Source organism: Flavobacterium solisilvae, from assembly GCF_012911605.1.
GTDB classification, from domain to species: domain Bacteria; phylum Bacteroidota; class Bacteroidia; order Flavobacteriales; family Flavobacteriaceae; genus Flavobacterium; species Flavobacterium solisilvae.
Map to the genome: position 1 here is coordinate 87,281 of NZ_JAAMPT010000204.1, position 21,287 is coordinate 108,567.

General features: G+C 33.0%; 17 protein-coding genes. 5 read left to right on the forward strand and 12 right to left on the reverse strand.

Annotated elements, in window-relative coordinates; genetic code table 11:
* Positions 1-3: 3 nt before the first annotated feature.
* Together G6042_RS06405 and G6042_RS06410 are read left to right on the forward strand one after the other, a co-directional pair.
* Entirely contained in the window at positions 4-1,908 is a 1,905-nt protein-coding gene (locus tag G6042_RS06405) for a vWA domain-containing protein (RefSeq protein WP_169523476.1), read from the forward strand.
* Between the two features lie 153 nt (positions 1,909-2,061).
* Entirely contained in the window at positions 2,062-2,517 is a 456-nt protein-coding gene (locus G6042_RS06410) for a heme-binding domain-containing protein (protein WP_169523477.1), read from the forward strand.
* A gap of 159 nt (positions 2,518-2,676) precedes the next feature.
* Here the strand turns inward: G6042_RS06410 and G6042_RS06415 are convergent, their stop codons facing one another.
* Positions 2,677-4,311, reverse strand: a complete 1,635-nt coding sequence (locus G6042_RS06415) for an ABC-F family ATP-binding cassette domain-containing protein (RefSeq protein ID WP_169523478.1) — start codon at positions 4,309-4,311, stop codon at positions 2,677-2,679.
* A gap of 277 nt (positions 4,312-4,588) precedes the next feature.
* Here G6042_RS06415 and G6042_RS06420 point away from each other — a divergent pair, with 277 nt between their 5' ends.
* Positions 4,589-5,788, forward strand: coding sequence for an AAA family ATPase (locus G6042_RS06420; RefSeq protein WP_169523479.1), 1,200 nt, complete (start codon positions 4,589-4,591; stop codon positions 5,786-5,788).
* Positions 5,782-6,318, forward strand: a complete 537-nt coding sequence (locus G6042_RS06425) for a DUF4276 family protein (protein ID WP_169523480.1) — start codon at positions 5,782-5,784, stop codon at positions 6,316-6,318. Before G6042_RS06420 ends, G6042_RS06425 begins: the two co-directional genes overlap by 7 nt.
* Positions 6,319-6,387: 69 nt before the next feature.
* On the opposite strand, the gene bcp is transcribed toward G6042_RS06425, so the two are convergent.
* Complete coding sequence (gene bcp, locus G6042_RS06430; protein ID WP_169523481.1) at positions 6,388-6,840, reverse strand: thioredoxin-dependent thiol peroxidase; 453 nt, start codon at positions 6,838-6,840, stop codon at positions 6,388-6,390.
* Positions 6,841-7,082: 242 nt separating this feature from the next.
* Here bcp and G6042_RS06435 point away from each other — a divergent pair, with 242 nt between their 5' ends.
* Positions 7,083-7,742 carry an endonuclease III domain-containing protein gene (locus G6042_RS06435; RefSeq protein WP_169523482.1) on the forward strand — a complete coding sequence of 220 codons (660 nt, stop codon included), beginning with the start codon at positions 7,083-7,085 and terminating at the stop codon, positions 7,740-7,742.
* A gap of 211 nt (positions 7,743-7,953) precedes the next feature.
* Here the strand turns inward: G6042_RS06435 and G6042_RS06440 are convergent, their stop codons facing one another.
* From G6042_RS06440 to G6042_RS06485, 10 genes are all read right to left on the reverse strand, one after another.
* Complete coding sequence (locus G6042_RS06440; protein WP_169523483.1) at positions 7,954-8,541, reverse strand: RNA polymerase sigma factor; 588 nt, start codon at positions 8,539-8,541, stop codon at positions 7,954-7,956.
* Between the two features lie 161 nt (positions 8,542-8,702).
* Complete coding sequence (locus tag G6042_RS06445) at positions 8,703-9,464, reverse strand: glycoside hydrolase family 16 protein (protein WP_169523484.1); 762 nt, start codon at positions 9,462-9,464, stop codon at positions 8,703-8,705.
* 17 nt (positions 9,465-9,481) lie between these two features.
* The gene (locus G6042_RS06450; RefSeq protein ID WP_169523485.1) at positions 9,482-11,707 is read right to left on the reverse strand and encodes a glycoside hydrolase family 3 N-terminal domain-containing protein; all 2,226 of its coding nucleotides are present in this window, start codon (positions 11,705-11,707) and stop codon (positions 9,482-9,484) included.
* A gap of 13 nt (positions 11,708-11,720) precedes the next feature.
* Positions 11,721-13,472 carry a cellulase family glycosylhydrolase gene (locus G6042_RS06455; RefSeq protein ID WP_169523486.1) on the reverse strand — a complete coding sequence of 584 codons (1,752 nt, stop codon included), beginning with the start codon at positions 13,470-13,472 and terminating at the stop codon, positions 11,721-11,723.
* A gap of 45 nt (positions 13,473-13,517) precedes the next feature.
* On the reverse strand, positions 13,518-14,975 hold the full coding sequence (locus tag G6042_RS06460; RefSeq protein WP_169523487.1) for a glycoside hydrolase family 30 protein: 1,458 nt from the start codon (positions 14,973-14,975) through the stop codon (positions 13,518-13,520).
* Positions 14,976-14,989: 14 nt separating this feature from the next.
* On the reverse strand, positions 14,990-16,441 hold the full coding sequence (locus G6042_RS06465) for a glycoside hydrolase family 30 protein (protein WP_169523488.1): 1,452 nt from the start codon (positions 16,439-16,441) through the stop codon (positions 14,990-14,992).
* Between the two features lie 106 nt (positions 16,442-16,547).
* The gene (locus G6042_RS06470) at positions 16,548-17,624 is read right to left on the reverse strand and encodes a glycoside hydrolase family 16 protein (protein ID WP_169523489.1); all 1,077 of its coding nucleotides are present in this window, start codon (positions 17,622-17,624) and stop codon (positions 16,548-16,550) included.
* 78 nt (positions 17,625-17,702) lie between these two features.
* On the reverse strand, positions 17,703-18,656 hold the full coding sequence (locus G6042_RS06475; protein WP_169523490.1) for a hypothetical protein: 954 nt from the start codon (positions 18,654-18,656) through the stop codon (positions 17,703-17,705).
* Positions 18,657-18,666: 10 nt separating this feature from the next.
* Positions 18,667-19,764, reverse strand: a complete 1,098-nt coding sequence (locus G6042_RS06480; protein ID WP_169523491.1) for a PKD domain-containing protein — start codon at positions 19,762-19,764, stop codon at positions 18,667-18,669.
* A 6-nt stretch (positions 19,765-19,770) separates the two neighbouring features.
* Positions 19,771-21,282 (reverse strand): RagB/SusD family nutrient uptake outer membrane protein, encoded by a 1,512-nt coding sequence (locus G6042_RS06485; protein WP_169523492.1) that lies wholly within the window; start codon positions 21,280-21,282, stop codon positions 19,771-19,773.
* Positions 21,283-21,287 lie beyond the last annotated feature (5 nt).

Consider the following 21,287-nt stretch of genomic DNA (forward strand, 5'->3'; position numbering starts at 1 on the left):
GTCATGAAAAATTTCAAAATCTTTTCATCAGCCATAGCTATACTTTTTTGTATCGTAGCTTTTGCACAAGAGAAAACCATCACAGGTATTGTTTCAGACAATCTTGGACCATTGCCAGGCGCAAATGTTAATGTAAAAGGAACCAATCGCGGAACTCAAACCGACTTCGATGGAAAATATTCTATCAAAGCCAAAGAAGGTGAAACTTTAGTTTTCAGTTTTACTGGATATAATTCCAAATCCGTAAAAATTACTAAAGCAACTACAATTAATGTGGTTTTAGATGGTACAGCAACGCTTAGCGAAGTTGTAGTTATAAGTGATGGTTATTTGAGAGGAACAAATAAAGAGCCAAAAAAGGTGAAAGGTGTAGTTCCAGGAATTCAAGTTGCCGCCAATTCTGAAAGTATTAGAATTCGTGGAATTAGTTCAATGAAACAGGAAGACAGAAATTCTAATCCAATTTATCCATCCAAAAGCGATACTGTTGTTCCAAACGTAAACGATGAAGATTATGGCACATTTGTAGAAAACGTCTTCGAAAGTCCAAAATCATCGCCGCTATCAACCTTTTCTATTGATGTTGACAATGCTTCTTACACTAACGTTCGTCGTTTTATTAATAATGGACAAAAAGTTCCCAAAGATGCTGTTCGTGTAGAGGAAATGATGAACTTCTTCAAATACAATTATCCAGAACCAAAAGGCGAACATCCGTTTTCCATTAACACTGAATACAGCGATTGTCCTTGGAATTCATCAAATAAATTGGTTAAAATTGGTTTACAAGGAAAAACTATTGATGACGAAAAACTTCCGGCTTCCAACTTGGTTTTCTTAATTGATGTTTCGGGTTCGATGTTTTCGGAAAATAAATTGCCTTTGCTAAAACAATCCATGAAAGTGTTGGTTAACCAATTGCGAGCCGAAGACAAAGTTTCCATCGTGGTTTATGCCGGTGCAGCAGGAATGGTTTTGCCTCCAACTTCGGGCGATAAAAAAATGACGATTATCGATGCTTTGGAAAAATTATCAGCTGGCGGAAGTACCGCTGGTGGCGCAGGAATTCAATTGGCGTACAAAACAGCGAAAGAAAATTTTATCAAAAACGGAAACAACCGTGTGGTTTTAGCTACTGATGGCGATTTTAATGTTGGCGTAAGTTCCGATAATGATATGCAACGATTGATTGAAGAAGAACGAAAATCGGGCGTGTTTTTAACGTGTTTAGGTTTTGGAATGGGCAATTACAAAGACAGCAAAATGGAAACTCTTGCCAACAAAGGCAACGGAAATTATGCTTACATCGATAACATTCAGGAAGCTAATCGATTTTTGGGTAAAGAATTCAAAGGTTCGATGTTTGCCATTGCCAAAGATGTAAAAATCCAAATTGAGTTCAATCCGGCACATGTGCAAGCGTATCGATTGATTGGTTATGAAAACCGAAAATTGCGTCCGGAAGATTTCAAAAATGATGCTATTGATGCCGGCGAATTAGGTAGCGGACATACCGTTACCGCTTTATATGAAATCATTCCGGTGAATACAAAAAGTAAATTTTTCACACCAACAGATGAGTTGAAATATACTAAAACCGAACCTTCGACAGTTAATTTGAATAATGAATTGGCAACCATTAAATTCCGATATAAAAAACCGGATGGCGAAAAAAGTATTGAAATGGTGGAAGTGATTAAGAACAACGTTCTGTCATTGGAACAAACTTCAGAAGATTTTAATTTTTGTGCTTCGGTAGCTTGGTTTGGATTGAAATTGAGAGATTCTGAATTGGTTTCCAACAAATCCATTTCGGACATAAAAAACTTAGCCAAAAATAACATCAAAAACGATAACGAAGGTTACAAAGCAGAATTCATTCGATTGATGGAAGCTGTGAATTTATAATTGTGGGTTAATTTGATTAAATGTGGCAAATCCGTCAGTTGTATAGATTGACGGATTTTGTTTGAAAAAGAATCAATAATTTTTGAAATCGAATTGAATTTACCTTAAAATAGAAAAACTTTTTTTATTACTTTTATCCAAAATACAATTCCAATGAAAAAAATACTTATTGCGCTTTTAGTAGTGTTGGTTGTACTTCAGTTTTTTCAAATTGACAAAACCAATCCTGCAGTTGATGAAAGCAAAGACTTTTTGAAAACACAAAATACACCTGAAGAAATTGCATCGATTATCAAAACATCTTGCTACGATTGCCATTCTAACGAAAGTAAATATCCTTGGTATTCGAATGTGCAACCTGCCGGATGGTTTTTAAAAGATCATATCGATGAAGGTCGAAGAGAACTTAATTTTTCCACTTTTACTGATTATGAAGTAAAAAGACAAGATCACAAACTGGAAGAATGTATCGAGTATATCGAAAAAGATGAAATGCCTTTGGGAAGTTATACTTTGGTACATCGAGAAGCAGCATTAACCGAAGCACAAAAAAATATCTTAATTGATTATTTCAAAAGTGTCAGAACAAAATTGAACTATAAAGAATAAAAACAAAACCCGTCAATTCCATTGAACTGACGGGTTTTCTTTATTATTTCAAACGTCTCTTCGAGTAATTTTGAATACTAAAAATGCTAATTTTTGGTATTCAAAATTGTATCGAGAAGCAAAAAACCGAGACTGTAAACTGAGACTGAATACTGAAAACTACTTCTCTATCTCTTTCAAGCTTTCCATTTTTTTGTTAGCTAGGAAACCTTTGATGTCTTCAAAATGTTCTTTCACACGTTTGTTTCCAAATTCGAATACTTTTTCAGCCAAACCATCAAGGAAATCACGGTCGTGAGAAACTAAAATCAATGTTCCGTCAAAATCACGCAACGCATCTTTAATGATATCTTTGGTTTTCATATCCAAATGGTTCGACGGTTCATCCAGAATTAGCAAATTCACGGGTTCTAACAATAATTTTATCATCGCCAAACGCGTTTTTTCGCCACCCGAAAGTACTTTTACTTTCTTCTGAATGTCATCACCTTGGAACATAAACGCACCTAAAATATTTTTGATTTGTGTACGAACATCGCCAACAGCAATTCTATCAATTGTTTCAAAAATAGTTGCATTTTCGTCTAACAATGCGGCTTGATTTTGGGCAAAATAACCAATCTGTGCGTTATGACCAATTTCTACCGAACCGCCATTAATTTCGATTTCTTTCATAATGGCTTTAATCATCGTCGATTTTCCTTCTCCATTTTTACCCACAAAAGCCACTTTTTGTCCTCGTTCGATAACTAAATTAGCATCTTTAAAAATTAGCTTATCGTCATACGATTTTTCTAAATCTTTCACAATCACCGGATATTGACCTGAACGAACCGATGGCGGAAATTTCAATTTCAATGCTGAATTATCTACTTCATCAACCTCAATAGGAACAATTTTTTCTAACATACGAACGCGCGATTGCACTTGTTCCGTTTTGGAAAAAGTACCACGAAAACGCTCAATAAAGGCTTGATTATCAGCAATGAATTTTTGTTGTTCTTCGTAGGCTTTTTGTTGGTGAATGCGTCGGTCTTTTCGCAATTCTAGATAATGAGAATATTTGGCTTTGTAGTCATAAATTCTTCCCATCGTTACTTCGATAGTTCTGTTGGTAATGTTGTCAACAAACGCTCTATCGTGGGAAATTACCATTACGGCTTTGGCTTGATTAATCAAGAAATCTTCCAGCCATTCGATACTATCCATATCCAAATGGTTGGTTGGCTCATCCAATAAAATCAAATCGGGTTTGGTTAATAGGATTTTTGCCAATTCAATACGCATTCTCCATCCACCGGAAAATTCTTTGGTTGGACGATTGAAGTCTTCTCTTTCAAAACCCAAACCTTTTAAAATTTTCTCTACTTCGGCTTCATAATTTACTTCTTCAATCGAATAATATTTCTCAGACAACTCCGAAACCTTTTCAATCAATTTCATGTATTCATCACTTTCATAATCGGTGCGAATAGTCAACTGTTCGTTGATATCGTCGATTTCCTTTTTCATGTTTAAAACACCAGCAAATGCTTTTGATGTTTCTTCCATTACCGTACAATTGTCTTCGGTTAATAAATGCTGAGGCAAATAGGCAATCACGGCATCACTTGGCGCCGAAATATTTCCGCGCGATGGCTTGTTTGCACCAGCTACAATTTTTAACAAGGTAGATTTCCCTGCGCCATTTTTACCCATTAAGGCAATTTTATCCGTTTCGTTGATGGCGAAAGTTACTTCGCTAAAAAGTGTTGTACCACCAAATTCTACGGCTATATCGTTTACTGTAATCATTTATTTGGATTGAAAGATTTTAAGATTTATAGACTTAAAGATTTTTGAAGCGGCAAAGATAAGTTAAATATTAAAATTCTAAATCTCAAATTCTAAATTCCAAATAAATCTCGTTGTTTAAATTACACTTTGAGAATTTTAGATGGATATTTTTATGTTTATGATAGCAAATACTTATGTGTTTATGAATTAAACATTTTGCTATTCGAGATAATATATAATCTTAGCTTTAAAAGAAAAATTCTTTATATCTTTGATAAATAATCAAATTTTTTAAATGATAACGGAAATAAAATTAGTAAACTTTTTAAGCTTTGAAGATGAAACTTTCCATTTAAACAAAAAACAAAATGTTTTAGTTGGAATAAATGGTTCAGGGAAATCAAATCTACTTAAGGCACTTAGATTAGTAAAAGAAGGTGTTTCAGGTATTGGTTTAAAAAAATATGTGATTGACAATTTGGGAGGTTTAGATAATATTTTATTTAAAAGTATTGACAACAATAAGAATAGTAAAATAGGATTATATTTTACCTTAGATTTTAATATACTTCAAAAATATGGTTTTAGATTTACAGATGATGTAACTTATTCTATTGAAATATATAAGCAACCAAGTACCTCTAATTATTATGTTAAGGAAAATATACAAAATAACAGAGGGTTCATCTATCTAGATTTTGATAGCGGTAATGGTGTATTAAACGAACTAGATAAATCCGCGACATATAAAAAAACCGCTTTAGTAAAGTATGATGATTTTATTGAATCTACAGAATTAGCTTTATCAAAAATATATGATACTGATAGGTACTTTGCCTTGTCAACCATAAGAAAAGCTATTGGAGATATAATAGTTTACGATTATTTTGACACAACTCCGAAAAGTAATATTAGAAAACCAATGTTACCTACATCGGAAAAGCGGCTATTACCTGATGGAACCAACCTTCCTCAAATATTGAATACAATAAAAATTAATCACAAATCTAGCTACAATAAAATAGCAGAAATGTTAAATGAAGTCAATCCAAAATTTAAAGGTTTTGATTTTAATTTTATCGGTGGAAATATAGAATTAATGTTAGAAGAAGAAGGTTTAAACAGTTCGGTTCATGTAAATAATATTTCGGATGGAACACTAAGATATCTATGTCTTCTTTCAATATTATTTAATCCTGATAGAGGTTCATTAATATGTATTGATGAGCCTGAAGTTGGTTTGCATCCTGATATGATTTCAAACATAGGAAATTCAATAATTGAAGCTTCAGAAAATAGTATTTTCCTAATCTCAACCCATTCAGAAAATCTATTGAACTGCTTTAATTTAGAAAACATTAGGGTATTTGAAAAAGATGAACGAAATTCTTCCAAAATTTCATATTATGAAGAAAAAGATTTTGAAGGTTGGTATGAAAATTTCAGTATTGGTAAAATGTGGAGACAAGGAGATTTAGGTGGTAACAGATGGTAAAAAGAAAGTATTTATTCATTGAAGGAACTAAAGATACTTCTAATGGTAATCTAAGAGAAGGTTTCAGTAAACTTATAGAACAGAAAGCTAAACTAAAGATGCCAACTATTAGTATGGGAGATGGAAAGTCTCAAGCTGTTGACAAGTTCTTGAACAGTGATGGAGCAAAATTACTTTGTGACTTAGATGCTGATGAAGGTCATAGAGAAAATGATTTAGAAAAATATAATTTAATTGAGAAAAAAGATTCTGTCTTCTATATGATTCAAGAAATGGAATCTTGGTTTATATCTCAACCAGACATTTTAGATAAATTTTATGGTGAACCTATAAGTACAAAACTCGCTAAAAAACAAGCAACACTATTTTCTGAACCAGACAAAGAACTTCAGAGACTAACCAAATCAAATAAAAAGAGAGGTCAATATCACAAAGTTAATCATGGTACTTTACTATTAAAAATGTTAGATGCTAATAAGCTTTATAATGAATTCTCAGATTTTAAAAAGTTAATTGACTCGCTAAAATAAATATCATCTAACAGCAATTAGCATCATATTTATTATTTTTATAGGGCTTAGTACACATTAGGTATTGATTTACTTCAAAATCTGAGCAGCATGCGCTTTTGTTTTTACATCGGAGATTATGTCTTCAATAACTCCGTTTTCATTGATTACAAAAGTCGTTCTGTGAATTCCGTCGTATTCTCGTCCCATGAATTTTTTTGGTCCCCAAACGCCAAAAGCTTCAATTACTGATTTGTCTTCATCGGCTAATAACGGAAACGGGAATTCGTATTTTTCTTTGAATTTTAATTGTGCTTTTGAACTATCTGCACTAACGCCAAGCAAAGCATAATTGTTAGCTTTAAATCGGTCGAAATTATCGCGTAAATCACAAGCTTCGGCGGTACAACCAGGTGTATTTGCTTTTGGGTAAAAGAAAACTACGAGTTTTTTTCCTTTATAATCGGCTAAGGTGTGAAGGTTTCCGTCTTGGTCTTTTCCTGAAAAATTGGGTGCTTTGTCGCCTATTTTTAATGTTGTCATTTTTTAAATTTTAAATATTAAATTTTAAATATTAGATATCAAATATCTTATATTGATTGCCCCAGATTGTAGTGGAAAGCTTTTATTGAAGAAAGCTTGTTTTTGTTAGGATAAAAAAGCGACCAACGGAAGCTCTTTTTATGCTTTACAAAAACTGCTTTGTGAAATAAAACTTGTAACGGAAAGCTGGATTAGGCACATAATTATAATTGTCATAAATTTACAACTATAAAAGTACAAAAATGACCAAAAAAGAGCGTGCAACATTTGTTATAAATACGTTAAAAGAATACTATCCTGAAATTCCGATACCGCTTGATCATAAAGATGCTTATACCTTGCTGATTGCGGTTTTGTTGTCGGCGCAATGTACTGATGTTCGGGTGAACCAAATTACGCCTTTGTTGTTTGCTAAAGCAGATAATCCGTATGATATGGTTAAACTTTCGGTGGAAGAAATCAGGGAAATCATTCGTCCGTGTGGTTTATCGCCAATGAAATCGAAGGGAATTTATGGTTTGTCACAAATATTGATTGAGGAACACAATGGCGAAGTTCCGCAGAGTTTTGAGGCTTTGGAACGTTTGCCAGCTGTTGGTCATAAAACGGCAAGTGTTGTGATGAGTCAGGCGTTTGGTGTTCCGGCTTTTCCGGTTGATACACATATTCATCGATTGATGTATCGCTGGAATTTATCGGATGGAAAAAGTGTGCAGCAAACTGAAAAAGATGCGAAAGCTATCTTCCCGAGAGATTTGTGGAACGATTTACATTTGCAAATCATTTGGTATGGTCGAGAATATTCGCCAGCACGCGGTTGGGATTTGGAAAAAGATATTATCACTAAAACGATTGGAAGAAAAAGTGTTTTGAATGAGTATAATAAAAAAACATCCCGATAATTGTATCGGGATGTTCATTTTAATTAGCTATAGTTTCGAAGTTCATGTTGCCTATTTTCACAATACGTAATGCCTTAGAGTAATTTAAAATAAATTGTATTGTTTCTTTTTTTGGCAACATTTTAGTTGAAGCTAATTTCTTTTTAGAGTAAAGTTTTGCCATATACTATTTGTGTTTTTATATATAACGTAAAACTTTTCAAAATATTGTCTAAGCTGACAAATAAATATTGTTTTTTTCAATAATTTTTCTCATGTTATTGATTGCATAACGCATTCTTCCAAGCGATGTGTTCATGCTAACATTAGTGGCTTCGGCAATTTCTTTGAAACTCATGTCTTGAAAAAAGCGCATTTTCAACACTTCTTGTTGGTCAAGAGGAAGTTCGTCTATTATTTTGTGTAAATCAAAGCTTATTTGACTGGATATAAGATTAGATTCAACACTTGGTGTAACGTCTTTAATGAAAGAAAAAATAGAATATTCTTCTGTATCACGCATCATTTTGATGTTTTTATTTTTTCTAAAATCGTCAACAATCAAATTATTTGCAATACGCATAACCCAAGGAAGAAATTTTCCTTTCTCATTATAATATTCTTTGGTTTTTAACGTTCTAATTACACGAATAAACGTTTCCTGAAAATAATCATCAGCGATATCTCTATCATTGACTTTGGAGTAGATAAATCCAAATATTCTGGATTGATATCTGTTGATAAGTGTAGCCAATGCATCTTCGTTTCCAGAGATATACATTTGTACTAATACTGCGTCAGGTGTTTGAGATTTAGCCATAAAATTACCTTTTAATAAGGGTTGAGAAACTTATTTTTGTATAAAAAGTAATTTTAATTCAATAGGCCGAATAGGTTTTTGTGATTAATTATTAGTCAAATTTAACATAATTTTAATTTAAAAAACAAATTTTAAAGCAAAAATTAACAAAAAAACAATTCTTATTGATAAACTTTAATGTAGTCTATGATAAATTGTTGGGGAAAAATCGAATCATCAACTTCTGGACCACCAAAGTTTCCTCCTATTGCAACATTTAGAATAATGAAAAATTTTTGATCAAATGGCCAGGTCTTTTCAGTCTTTTCTTTTGGGTTAAATGAATAAACAAGCTTGTTATCAACAAAAAAATCAATTTTTTCTTTTGACCAATCAATAGCATAAACATGAAAACCATCTTCTATACCATGAATTGTAGTTTTTTTTGAATTGATAGAATTACCATGACTATCTTCTGTATGAAGAGTAGTAAAAACAGTCATAGGTTCTTTTCCTACATATTCTAGAATATCTATCTCACCACATTTTGGCCAACCAACTGTCTTTATATTTGAGCCTAGCATCCAGAACGCTGGCCAAATTCCTTTTCCAGTTGGAACTTTTGCTCTAGCTTCAATTCTGCCATATTGAAATTCTTTTTTTTGTGCGGTGGTTATCCTAGTTGAAGAATAGTTACTGTCTTCTTTTTGGGCATTAATAATTAAAAAACCATCTTTAATTTCATGATTATCTTTAGTGTATACTTGTCTTTCGTTGTTTCCCCAACCACAATTATTGGGACATCCATTACCAAGTTCAAAATTCCACACTGAAGTGTCTAATGTATTACCATTAAAATTTTCTTGCCAAACTAATTTTCTCTCATTTTTTTGACTAAATGTAAAATTTGAAACTAAAATTATAAACAATAAATATTTTTTCATGATTGATAGCTAATTCTTTAATCTATTAATTCAAATTTACTTTTTAGTTTAATATCTTCAGAAGATGAACCAATCATAATATCAAATTCTCCAGCTTCAGATATTAACTCGATGTTATTGTTATAAAACGATATTGTTTCATTATTTATTGTAAAACTTATTTCCTTTGTTTCTCCAGCTTGAAGAGCAATTTTATTGAAACCTTTTAATTCTTTTATAGGTCTAACAATTGAAGCAACTCTATCTCTTAAATAAAGTTGTACCACTTCTTCACCAGCTATTTTACCAGAATTTGTAATCTTTAATGAAACTTTTATTTCTTCATTTCTATTGATTTTATTTTTAGAAAGTTTCAAATCAGAATAGTCAAATGTTGTGTAGCTCAAACCAAATCCAAAAGGAAACTTTGGTGAATTTGGTAAATCAATATATGATGAAACATAGGTTTTATCGTTATCATCTTTTGCTGGTCTTCCGGTATTGTAATGATTGTAATAAATTGGAATTTGACCTTCATTTCGAGGAAATGTCATTGGTAACTTTCCAGATGGATTATAATCTCCAAATAGAACATCTGCAATAGCATTTCCTGCTTCAGAACCTAACCACCATGTGTAAACGATAGTTGGCATATTATCAGCAGTCCAATTAAAAACAAGTGGACGACCTGCATTAATTAATATTACTATTGGTTTGCCTGTTTTTTGTAACTCTTTTATTAATTCCTCTTGAACACCAGGAATAGCTATTGAGCTTCGACTTTTTGCTTCACCGCTCATATCGTGCTTTTCTCCAATACTCACAATAACTACATCGGCTTGATTAGCAACATCAATTGCTTCTTTAAAACCATCTTTATTGCTATCATTAATTCCACAACCTTTTGCATAAAGCAATTTAGTATTTTTGCTTACTTTTCTTTGTAATCCTTCCCATTGAGAAACAATATAAGTTGAATCTACATCTTTTAAATCTATTGCCCAAAAACCATGATTTGCTCTTTTAAATTTTACCATTGGACCAATAAATGCTATTGTTTTTGTCTCCTTTGATAATGGCAATATTTTATTTTCATTTTTTAATAACACAATACTTTTTGCGGCTACTTCTCTTGCGGCTTTAGTATTCTCTGAATTATTTAATTCTTTTTGCTGGCGTTTTGAGTCGCTAAATCTGTATGGATTATCAAAAAGTCCTAATTCGAATTTTTTTCTAAGAATTCTTCTCACAGCATCATCTAAAATTGAGTTAGGCACTTTACCTTCTTCAACCAATTGCTTCAGATTATTTCGATAAGCATTACTTTCCATGTCCATATCACTTCCAGCCATTATTGCAGCAAATGCAGCTTCTTTTCCATCTTTAACATATCCATGAGCAATCATTTCTCCAATTGAACCCCAATCAGAAACAACAAAACCGTCAAAATTCCATTTTCCTTTCAAAATGTCACGTTGAATATGACTATTGCCTGTTGCTGGAACACCATTTATGTCATTAAAAGAATTCATAAAAGTTGCTGCTCCTGCATCGACAGCTGCTTTGAAAGGTGGTAAATAGGTTTCCCAAAGAGTTCTTTCACTAATATCGACTGAATTATAATCTCTTCCTCCGATTGCTGCACCATATGCTGCAAAATGTTTTGCACAAGCTAAAACGGAGTTTAATTCTCCTAACTTATTGCCTTGAAAACCTTTCACTCTTGCATAAGCAATTTTTGATCCCAAAAATGTATCCTCACCAGCACCTTCCATAACTCTACCCCATCTTGGATCTCGAGACACATCTACCATTGGAGCAAAAGTCCAATGAATACCACTTGAGGCTGCTTCTCGTGCTGCTACTCTGGCTGATAGTTCAATTGCTTGTAAATCCCAACTGGCTGCTTCAGCCAAAGGAATAGGAAAAGTTGTTTTATATCCGTGAATTACATCAAGACCAAAAAGCAAGGGAATTTTTAAACGAGATTGCATTGCTAATTCTTGATATTGTCTTGTATATTCTGAACCAAGAACATTTAGCATTGAACCTATTTTACCTTGTTTAATTTCTTCTTTTTTATTTGGATTAATTGTTAAAGGTCCAGTAATTGTGTTATCTCCAGTATATTGATTTAATTGGCCAATTTTTTCTTCTAAAGTCATTTGCTTTAAAAGATTTTCTACTTTCTGATCAATATTATTGTTTTGTGCAAAAGCAAAAGAAAATACTGTAAAAAAAAGTATGGATAATTTCTTTTTCATTATTAAACGTTGTTTATTTTTTAAATTCGATGTAATTAACTTTAAAATCGCCTCCTTTTACAAAGTGCATTCTAATTTTATTTTGCCCAGAATTAAGTTTCACTTTTCCAAAAGAGGCATTTTGCCAAACTGAAGTCTTATCATTTCCTTGAATTATAACGGAAGAACTTGAAATTACATTACCAGCAGCATCTGATAAATAAATTTCACCACTTGTTTTACCTGCTAAAAATCGAATTTCAACTTCAACAGATTTTGTACTTTCAAGCTCAACAGTATATTGAAGCCATTCTCCATCTTCAATGTGAGAAACTTGATAACCATTGGTTACTTTGTCGTTACATTCTTCTATATCAACGGCATCGTTACGCATTTTATTTCCTTTATTCCATTGTGTTCTTTCATTAGAAGAAACCCAATAATTATAAGCATCTTTATCAAAATAAGCTTGATTGATTTGCCCTAAATCAAACTCTGTTGCAAATACTTTTGCAGGAAGTCTGTGTTTCTTATATGGTTTAGTATCAGTTGAGTTTACTTGTCTAAACATAGCATCAATAACATCTCTTTTTATTTCAACCTTACTCATTTTATAATTTTCAGCTACTTGAAATAAAATTGCTTTGGCTTCTTCTTTACTAGGTTTATTAGTTCCTTTTTCCCAATAATGCAATAATTTATCATATCCTTTTGGTTGAATAACCGATGTAACTCCAGCAATATTATCTATTTTTTTCATTGGCCAAAATGCCCAACCAATATTATTACTTTCCATTAATCGGATAGCATCAGTAAACCAAGCATTAGAATTTTCGCCACTTTCTCCAAGCCAAATTGGAACATTATATTGCTTTCTATATTCTAAAAACTGATTTATACTTCCTGCATCATTATAATTCCAATATTTATGAAAACTCAACGCAGTATTGTCATCCCAAAGCGGAAATATTCCGTTGTAATTATTTCCCCAACAGTTTCCTTCAATAAATATCAAATGATTTTTATCGACTTCGCGAATGGCTTGCGTAACTTTAACTTGTAACTCACGTAACGGCGCGTTTTGTTTTTCATCACAACCATTTTTATTGGTTGCAGAAAAATTCCAATTGGGTTCGTTAATAATGTCATAAGCTCCAATCCATGGATTATCTTTGTAACGTTCAGCTATTTTTTTCCAAAACGCAATCATTTTATCCTGATTTTCTTTGCTTTCCCAAAGTGATGGTTTTGTTTCATCATAATCCGAAATGTTAGCGTCTTTTCCTTGTCCGCCTGGAGCTGCGTGTAAATCTAAAATTAGATATATTTTATTATCAGTACACCATTGTAATAAATCATCGGTCATTTTAAAACCTTCTTCTAACCAAGTGTTTTTCCCTTTAACAGGTTCTTTTTCAATTGGAAGCGTGTATAAATTATAATGCATTGGTAATCTAACCGAATTAAATCCCCAAGCAGCAAGAGAATCGATATCGGCTTTTGTAATTCCGTTATTTTTATAATTTTTATAAAATTCAACTGTATTTTCTTTACCTATTACATCTTCAATTTTTTCTCTAATTTTAAATTGTGGTCCAGCAAATTCACCGGTTTTAATCATGTAACCTTCTTGAACCATCCATCCGCCAAGACCTAAACCACGAAAAACTAGATTTTTGCCATTTCCATCTACAATATTTTGTCCGTCGCGATGCACAAATCCTTGTGCAAAAATGCAGGATGGAAAACAAAAGAAAAACAACAAATTTTTAAATATAGCTTTCATAGATTTTTTGATTAAGAAAGTTCTTAACTAAGGCCGAACCGATAATTAATATACCAACGTTTGTATTCCTTTGGCTGGAATTTTTACTTCGGTTGCCGCAGTACCAATACATAAATTATAGGTAACTTCTTTATTACTTTGATTAAATACAACGGTAACCATTTTCCCATCAGGATTTAAGAATGATGTTGACATCAAAGCACTTCTGCTAGGTGAAGTACTTACTCTTTTTGCACCTTTGGCTATAAATTTTGAAAAATGTCCAATCATATAATACGATGGCGTAAAAATTAATTGACCTGTAGATGTATCGCCATGAACTGGAGCAAAACAGAAGTTTTTAACGTGATTTGGTCCGCCAAATTGATCTAACAAAATGTTCCAATCTGTCCAAGCAACTGTTCCGTTGTTAAAATCATTAATCATTGACTTGGCATAACGTTCGCCATTTTTCCAAAGTTGGTATTTTAAAGCATCAAATTTTTCGTTGCAACCTTCTGTAAACATCAAATTTACATCAGGATACATTTCGTTTACTAAGCCAACATTATTAAACATTGGTTCGCCTCCACTCCAATCTTCGTACCAATGGAAACCTAATCCCCAAACATATTTCTTAGCTTCAGCATCGTCTAAAATGGTACTAGCACGCTGTACCATTAAATCGCGATTATGATCCCAAACAGTAATTTTTTTGTCGCCAAAACCATTTTTTTCTAATGTTGGTCCAAGAAAATTTTTAAGAAAATCTCTTTCTTCTTCGGCTGAGTAAATACATGACTCCCAAATTTGAGTTGCCATTGGCTCGTTTTGTATAGTCAATCCCCAAACCGGAATTCCTTCTTTTTCTAATGCTTGAATGTATTTTACGTAGTAGTTTGCCCAAGGTTGATAGAATTCAGGCAATAATTTTCCTCCTTTTAGCATGTGATTGTTGCTTTTCATAAAAGCTGGTGGCGACCAAGGACTGATGTAAAATGTAGCATCATTTCCAATGATATTCATCGCACTTTTTATTAAAGGAAGTTTGAATTTTCTATCTGGTGCAATGTCAAATGTTTTTAAGTCTTTATCACCTTCTTTGATATAAGTATAAGAACCAGAACTAAAGTCACAACTGTTCATATTGGTTCTCAACAAAGTATATCCAATACCTTTATCTTTAGTAAAATAAGCATCTAAAAATTGCTGTTGCTGTTGTTTTGGTAATTTTGCAAAAACCTCAGCACTAGCGTCGGTAATAGCACCACCTATACCTAAAAAAGTTTGGAATTGCTTATTTGGGTTAACAAAAACACAAAACTGTGTTTCTAATGGTTGTTTTAATTCTGTAAAGCGTAAATCAGCTGTTTTTGAGATTCTCAAATCAGAGCTATCAGCAGATGTATAAACTATAACTGTTTTATCTTTTGTAGAAAATTCCATTTTATCAGACTTCGTTTTAGGTTGAGCAAAACCAAAAAAAGATGATAAAAGCAATCCTATATATATATTATTTTTCATATTCATTTTTTTTATTACCAAACAAATGTTCCAACAGCACCAGCATCAAGAGAAACCATAACCCATTTGCCATTGTGTTTTATATTAAAAATTTCAAAAGCGTTTCCGTCATTTTCTACAATTAGTACTTTTTTACCTGCAGGAGTTTTAAAAGCAACACTATTCAAATTTCCTGTTTGAGTTGAAGCAATTCTTTGTGAACCAGCTGGAACAAATTTAGAAGCATGACCAACGATGTAAAAACCAACGTTTTTAGCATAACTCGAACTTCCATTAACAGTAATTGCACCTTTACAAGTTGTACATCCACCATTAGTATGTGGTCCAAAAGATCCGTTATTTGCTAAATTCCATTCTAAGGCTGTTTTACTCCAATTGCGCATCGAACCAATGATTACATTTTTTAGATGCCATTTTAAATCACCACCAAAACTTCCTGTTGAAGCTGTATATTGTTCGGTGAAATAGATGTTTTTATTTGGAAAAGCATTGCGAACTGTACTCAAAGCCGAAATATCGCCTGCATATAAATGAAAAGCAGAACCATCAATAAATGTGCTTGCATTAGAATCGGATAAAATAGAAGTTGGATAAGCTGTGTTGTCGCAATTATGATCATAAATCACAATTTTGGTTGTAATTCCTGCCGATTGAAAAGCTGGTCCTAAATTATTTTTGATAAAATTAGCTTGTTGAGTTGCCGACATAGACATACTAGGATTATTTCCTGGATGAAGTGGTTCGTTTTGAGGCGTGATAGCATCAATTGTAATACCTTCGGCTTGCATTCCTTGTATATATTTCACAAAATATTGAGCATAAGCACTATAATATTGAGGCAATAAACTTCCTCCAACAGAATTTGCGTTATCTTTCATCCAAACCGGTGGCGACCAAGGTGTTGCCATTATTTTAATATTTGGATTTATAGCCAAAATATCTTGAAGCATATCGATTAAATCAGCATCAGCTGCAAGACTAAAATTTGTTAAATTAACATCAGTTTGACCAGCTGGCATATCGTTGTAGCTGAAAACAGTACTATTTAAATCGGATGCACCAATGCTTAATCGAAGATAATTGATTGAAATTCCATTATCTCCATTTCCAAATAACTCTTGTAGCAATTCTTGTTTTTTTGTAGCTGTTAATTGATTGATAACCTCAACACTTCCACCAGTTAGCGTGAAACCAAATCCATCAACAGTTTGAAAAGTTTGACTTTCAGACACATCAATATTTGGATAGGTATTTGCAGCAGTTGAGAAAGCTAAAATGGTTGTTTGTTTTTGAAGTTTTACTGTTTCGTCGCCTTTTGTTTTCCAAAAATCAACTTGGTTGGTAATTGGTGTTGGTGTAGGATTTGGATTGTTGTCCTCGCCATCAGAACCTGATGATTGTGCACAACTTGATAATCCTATTGCCAATAACAAGTTTAGTAGTTTTGTATATTTTAATTTTATCATTAATTCTAATTTTAATCTTATAATCTCAAGAAAATCTCCATTAAATAGCTTCTGAAATTTCATCAGAAGCTATCAACGGATTAAGTAACCTAAACTCAAACAAACATTAATTGAAAACTCTAACATAATCTACTTCAAGTGTAGCTGATGTAAAGTTTGGATCTACGGCTCCGCCAAAATTTCCTCCTATTGCACAATTGAATATGAAGAAAAACGGATCATTGAAAGGTGTCTCACTATTGTTGTTAAACGTATGAAACAATTGATTATCTACATAAAATTTTAAATAAGAGGCATTCCATTTAAGCGTATATAAATGAAATGAAGTAGTAACTCCTGGAACAACTACAGAACCCGAAACTCCATTACCTCCAAAGTGATTAGGATAATGTAACGTGCCGTGGATTTTATTCAAATCGTTTCCAACGTGTTCCATAATATCAATTTCGCCGCAAGCTGGCCAACCTACCGCACTTAGATTATTTCCAAGCATCCAAAGTGCTGGCCAAGTGCCACCTCCAGCTGGAAGTTTTGCTCTCATTTCAATTTTACCATATTTAACAGAATATTTATCTCTTGTTACAATTCGGGCAGAAGTATAATTACTTCCGCTGTAATTTTCTTTTCTTGCTGTAATTTTTAACACACCATTTTCAACTTTAACATTTTCAGGTCGATTGGTGTAATATTGTAATTCATTATTTCCCCAACCGTTATCACCTGTTCCTGTTTCATAACTCCATTTTGAGCTATCTGGCGCACCATCGGTATTAAATTCATCCGACCAAACTACAGATGAAACAACATATACTGTAATATTAATGGATGTTGAAATGAATTTACTTCCTTTATAAGCCGAAGCATGAATGGTATAAGTATTTACTCCCGAAAGTGTAAAAGTATAACTAAACACACCCGATGTTGTATTGATGGTTTGTCCTTCAATTAATACTTTGTATGAGGTTGCATTATCGGCAGAAACATTAAAATGAACTAACCCAGAACCATCACCATTTGGGTTCGCTGTTGACGTTCCAACAATATCTGCTGTGATCACTAGATTTGAAGGTGTATCCGATTGTCCATCGTTTCCGCCACCATCGCTACTACAACCCGTAATTGGTATCAAAGAAATTAATCCCAAAAAAAGTATTATTGTATATTTCGATTGTAAATATTTCATAAAAAAAGGTGTGATTTAAACCCATAAGCATCTTAAAAGATACTTATGGGTTAATTAATTTAATCAACTTAAAAAAACTTATGGTGCTGGGATTAATTTTAAATACCAAGCATTTCCAGTTTCAGTACCTTGAACTCTTAGGTACATGTAGTTATCGTTAATTTCTAAAATCTCAAATTCTCTTTTTAATGCTCCATAACCAATAAAAGTTGTTGAACCACCCAAAAGAATTGCTGCGCCAGTTGTTTGAACATCTGAATTAGAAGGAGAAACACTTGATGGAACAAAAGAGAAAGAAGAACTTCCACCACCATAACTATAACAACCTTCATCTCCAGAAGCTGGAATTCCTGGTATTGAAGCCAAATCCCCAGTTTTTGTAAATGCTCCGTCTGGAGTAGCCACGTCAATGGAAAATGCGTTTCCAACTTTATTAAAAGTAAATGTTGCTGTGTAAAAACAATTACAACAAGCAACTTTCTCATTAATAGCAGCAGCCCACCATTCTGGAGTATAACTACCATTATTCCAAGGACCAACTCCAAAATGTCCTGGTACACTTTTATCAACAACCCAAGATTTAGATGCATTATTAGTTAAACTAGTAACAACTTCTACACCTGGATCGAATAGACTTAAAACTGTAACTTCTGAAGTTGCTACAGTAGATGTTCCACCTTTTCCATAGGCAACAACTGTAATTCTATAGGTTTGCAAACCTTGTTCAGTGAATTTTTTTGTGGTAATCCCTGATGCTACAGTTGTCATTTCCAAAACATCATCAGATAAATCGGTTACATTTCTATAACCAATTTTATACGTCATTGCATTATCAGCCGTAACTGTAATTCCGACATTTCCAGAACCATCACCATTTGGGTTGGCTGAATCTTGACCTTCAACTACAGTTTCGATAACTAAGTTGGTTGGTGCGGTCAAATCTCCTAATTCGTAATCATCTTTTTGACATCCAATGTATAATGATGTTAAAAGAACGAATGGAATTAATAAATATTTTATTTTATTTTTCATAGTCAATTTTTTAATTAGATTGAGTAACATTGTCGATATAAATAACTTCACCTACTCCGCTTTGAGTATCATTATATCTAAATACTATTTGTCTGAATTTAGTTCCAGCAGGAATACCTAAAGTACTAAAATCAAAAACAAGTTCTTGCCATTGATTAGCAACAGTTGGAGCTACTTTTAACACTTGATTTGGAATTCCTGAACTAGCTTGTTCTAACTCTACGTTAAGCATTTTACCTGTTTCAGTAGCATAAACCATAACTTTGATTTTTCCACCATTGTCAATATCAATTGGGACTCCAGCTGTTTCAGCTAATGGAGTCCAAGTTCCGCTCCATGATTCAGCACCTGTTGGTTTAGTATATCTCCAAACGTTCGCACTATTATTAATTCCTCCAGGGAAAGGATTGGCAACGATAGCCGTTCCAACACCACCAAATGTTCCTCCGATACTGTAATTTTGATACATATCTTCGTAAGTTATTGGTAATGAATAAGAATTATAAACAAGTAATTCTGTTGTAACTGTTGTAGTTGCTGCGCCACCACTTTGAGCAATTACAGTAATTGTATAAGTTCCACCTGTTGCATAGGTATGAGTGATTGATTGTCCAACTCCAATTATTGTTGGTTGCTCATTAACCACATCTCCAAAATATATCCAATAAGAATTAGCATAATCGGCTGTTGGTGCTAGAGTAACGTTGTTACCACTTCCAGAAGCATTCATTGCTAAATTTTCTGGAGCTCTATATGTAATTGTAAAAGGATAAGTTTCAATAGTGCTTTCTCCTGTAATATCAAAAGATTCTATCGTTACAGTATATGAACCTTCTGGATATACATGAGTTACACTTTGTCCTGGATTAACCGTTACAGGTTCACTAGAACCATGTCCTAGAGTTATTGCATAGCTTGTATAACCATCACCTGTTGGAGTAATTTTAACTATACCTGAGTTATCATTGCTAATATCGATTACTTTATTCAAATTTCCTGAGTTAACGGTATCTAAAAAAGAAGTATCGCTTCCTATTCCATCTTCAGAACAAGCACTTAAAACAACTAGTGTCAAAAGCATTGTTATCTTTAAAATTGTCTTTCTCATAGCTTTCTAGTTATTATAATTAGGATTTTGTTGAATTTGAGTTCCTTCACGTTCTTGATTTGGAATAGGTAAAATTTCATTTTTACCTGCAACGAAACCTCTATTTGCCAATACTACTGGTGCATCGCCCCAACGAACTAAATCAAACCATCTATGACCTTCGCCTGCTAGTTCTCTTCTTCTTTCTGCTTTAATTGCGCTCATTGAAACTGGAACTGATGTTAAACCAACTCTTGCTCTAACAGCATCTAATAATGCTTGAGCTCTTGCTCCTGTTCCGCCTAGTGCTTCTGCTTCCATTAAATAAGTATCGGCCAAACGGATTGCATAAGTATTTTGTGCATAATTTAATACTGCGTCACCACCTAAACTTCCATCATAAACATCTCCTTGACGAGGTAAAAATTTACCTAAGAAATAACCTGTATCTTGATAACCACCAATATAATCTGCATTTCCATTTTGTTTTAACGTTTTTAAATCAAAAACCGTTGCATTAAATCTTGGATCACCAGCCATAAAATCAACAAAATCTTGCGTAAAGACATTAAAACTCCATCCAGAAGGCAATTCAGGAGCAGGACTGCTTAATCTTACATAATTTCTTGGTCCAACCATTACATTGATTGAATTTCCTTCATCAGAGTTTCCTCCCCAAATTCCCCAATAAGAACCTTGAGCAGAATGTGAAACTTCCAAAATAGATTCAGTATTAAATTTATTTGTAAAACTCCATAAACTATTAAAATCATCTAATAACTGATAGCCATATTGACTCACTCCACCTGGTGTTCCATTAACTGCAGCAAATTCTGATGCTGCAAGTGAGTTTTTACCTTGATATAAATATACTTTCCCTAAAATTGCTCTTGCAGAACCTTGGGTAATTCTTCCTCCATCATTAGCAACATTGACTGTTGGAGGTAAATTGTCTATTGATTCTAATATATCCAATTCAATTTGTGCCCAAACAGCTTCTGGAGTAGCTTGTGGAACTGAGTAGAATTGAGAAGCAGAAAGCGGTTCTAAGATTAAAGGTATATTTTTAAACATTCTAACTAAGTTAAAATAATAAAATGCTCGAAGTGTCTTAGCTTCTGCTGTATAGCGTGCTTTCACATTTTCGTCCATTGGAACAGCTGGTAACTTTAGCAACAACTGATTAGCTCTATAAATCCCTCTGTAATAGTCACTCCAATAACTTCTTGGAATAGTATAAGGATTTATAGTATAATTAGAAAATGATTGAATTCCTGCACCATCTGAGTCACTTCCACCACCAGCATAATGGTCATCCGAAGCAGCATTAAACATGGTAATTATATTTTCAAATCCTCCAGAATTTTTTCTCATAATATCATAAACCGATACCAAAGCTGCTCTTGCTTCTGTCTCATCTTTATAATAGTTATCTTCAGTGGTTGTTCCTATTGGTTTAACCTCTAAAAAATCAGTCGTACACGAAACACCAACTGCGGTTAATACGACAAATAATGATATTTTAATTTTTCTTTTCATAATCT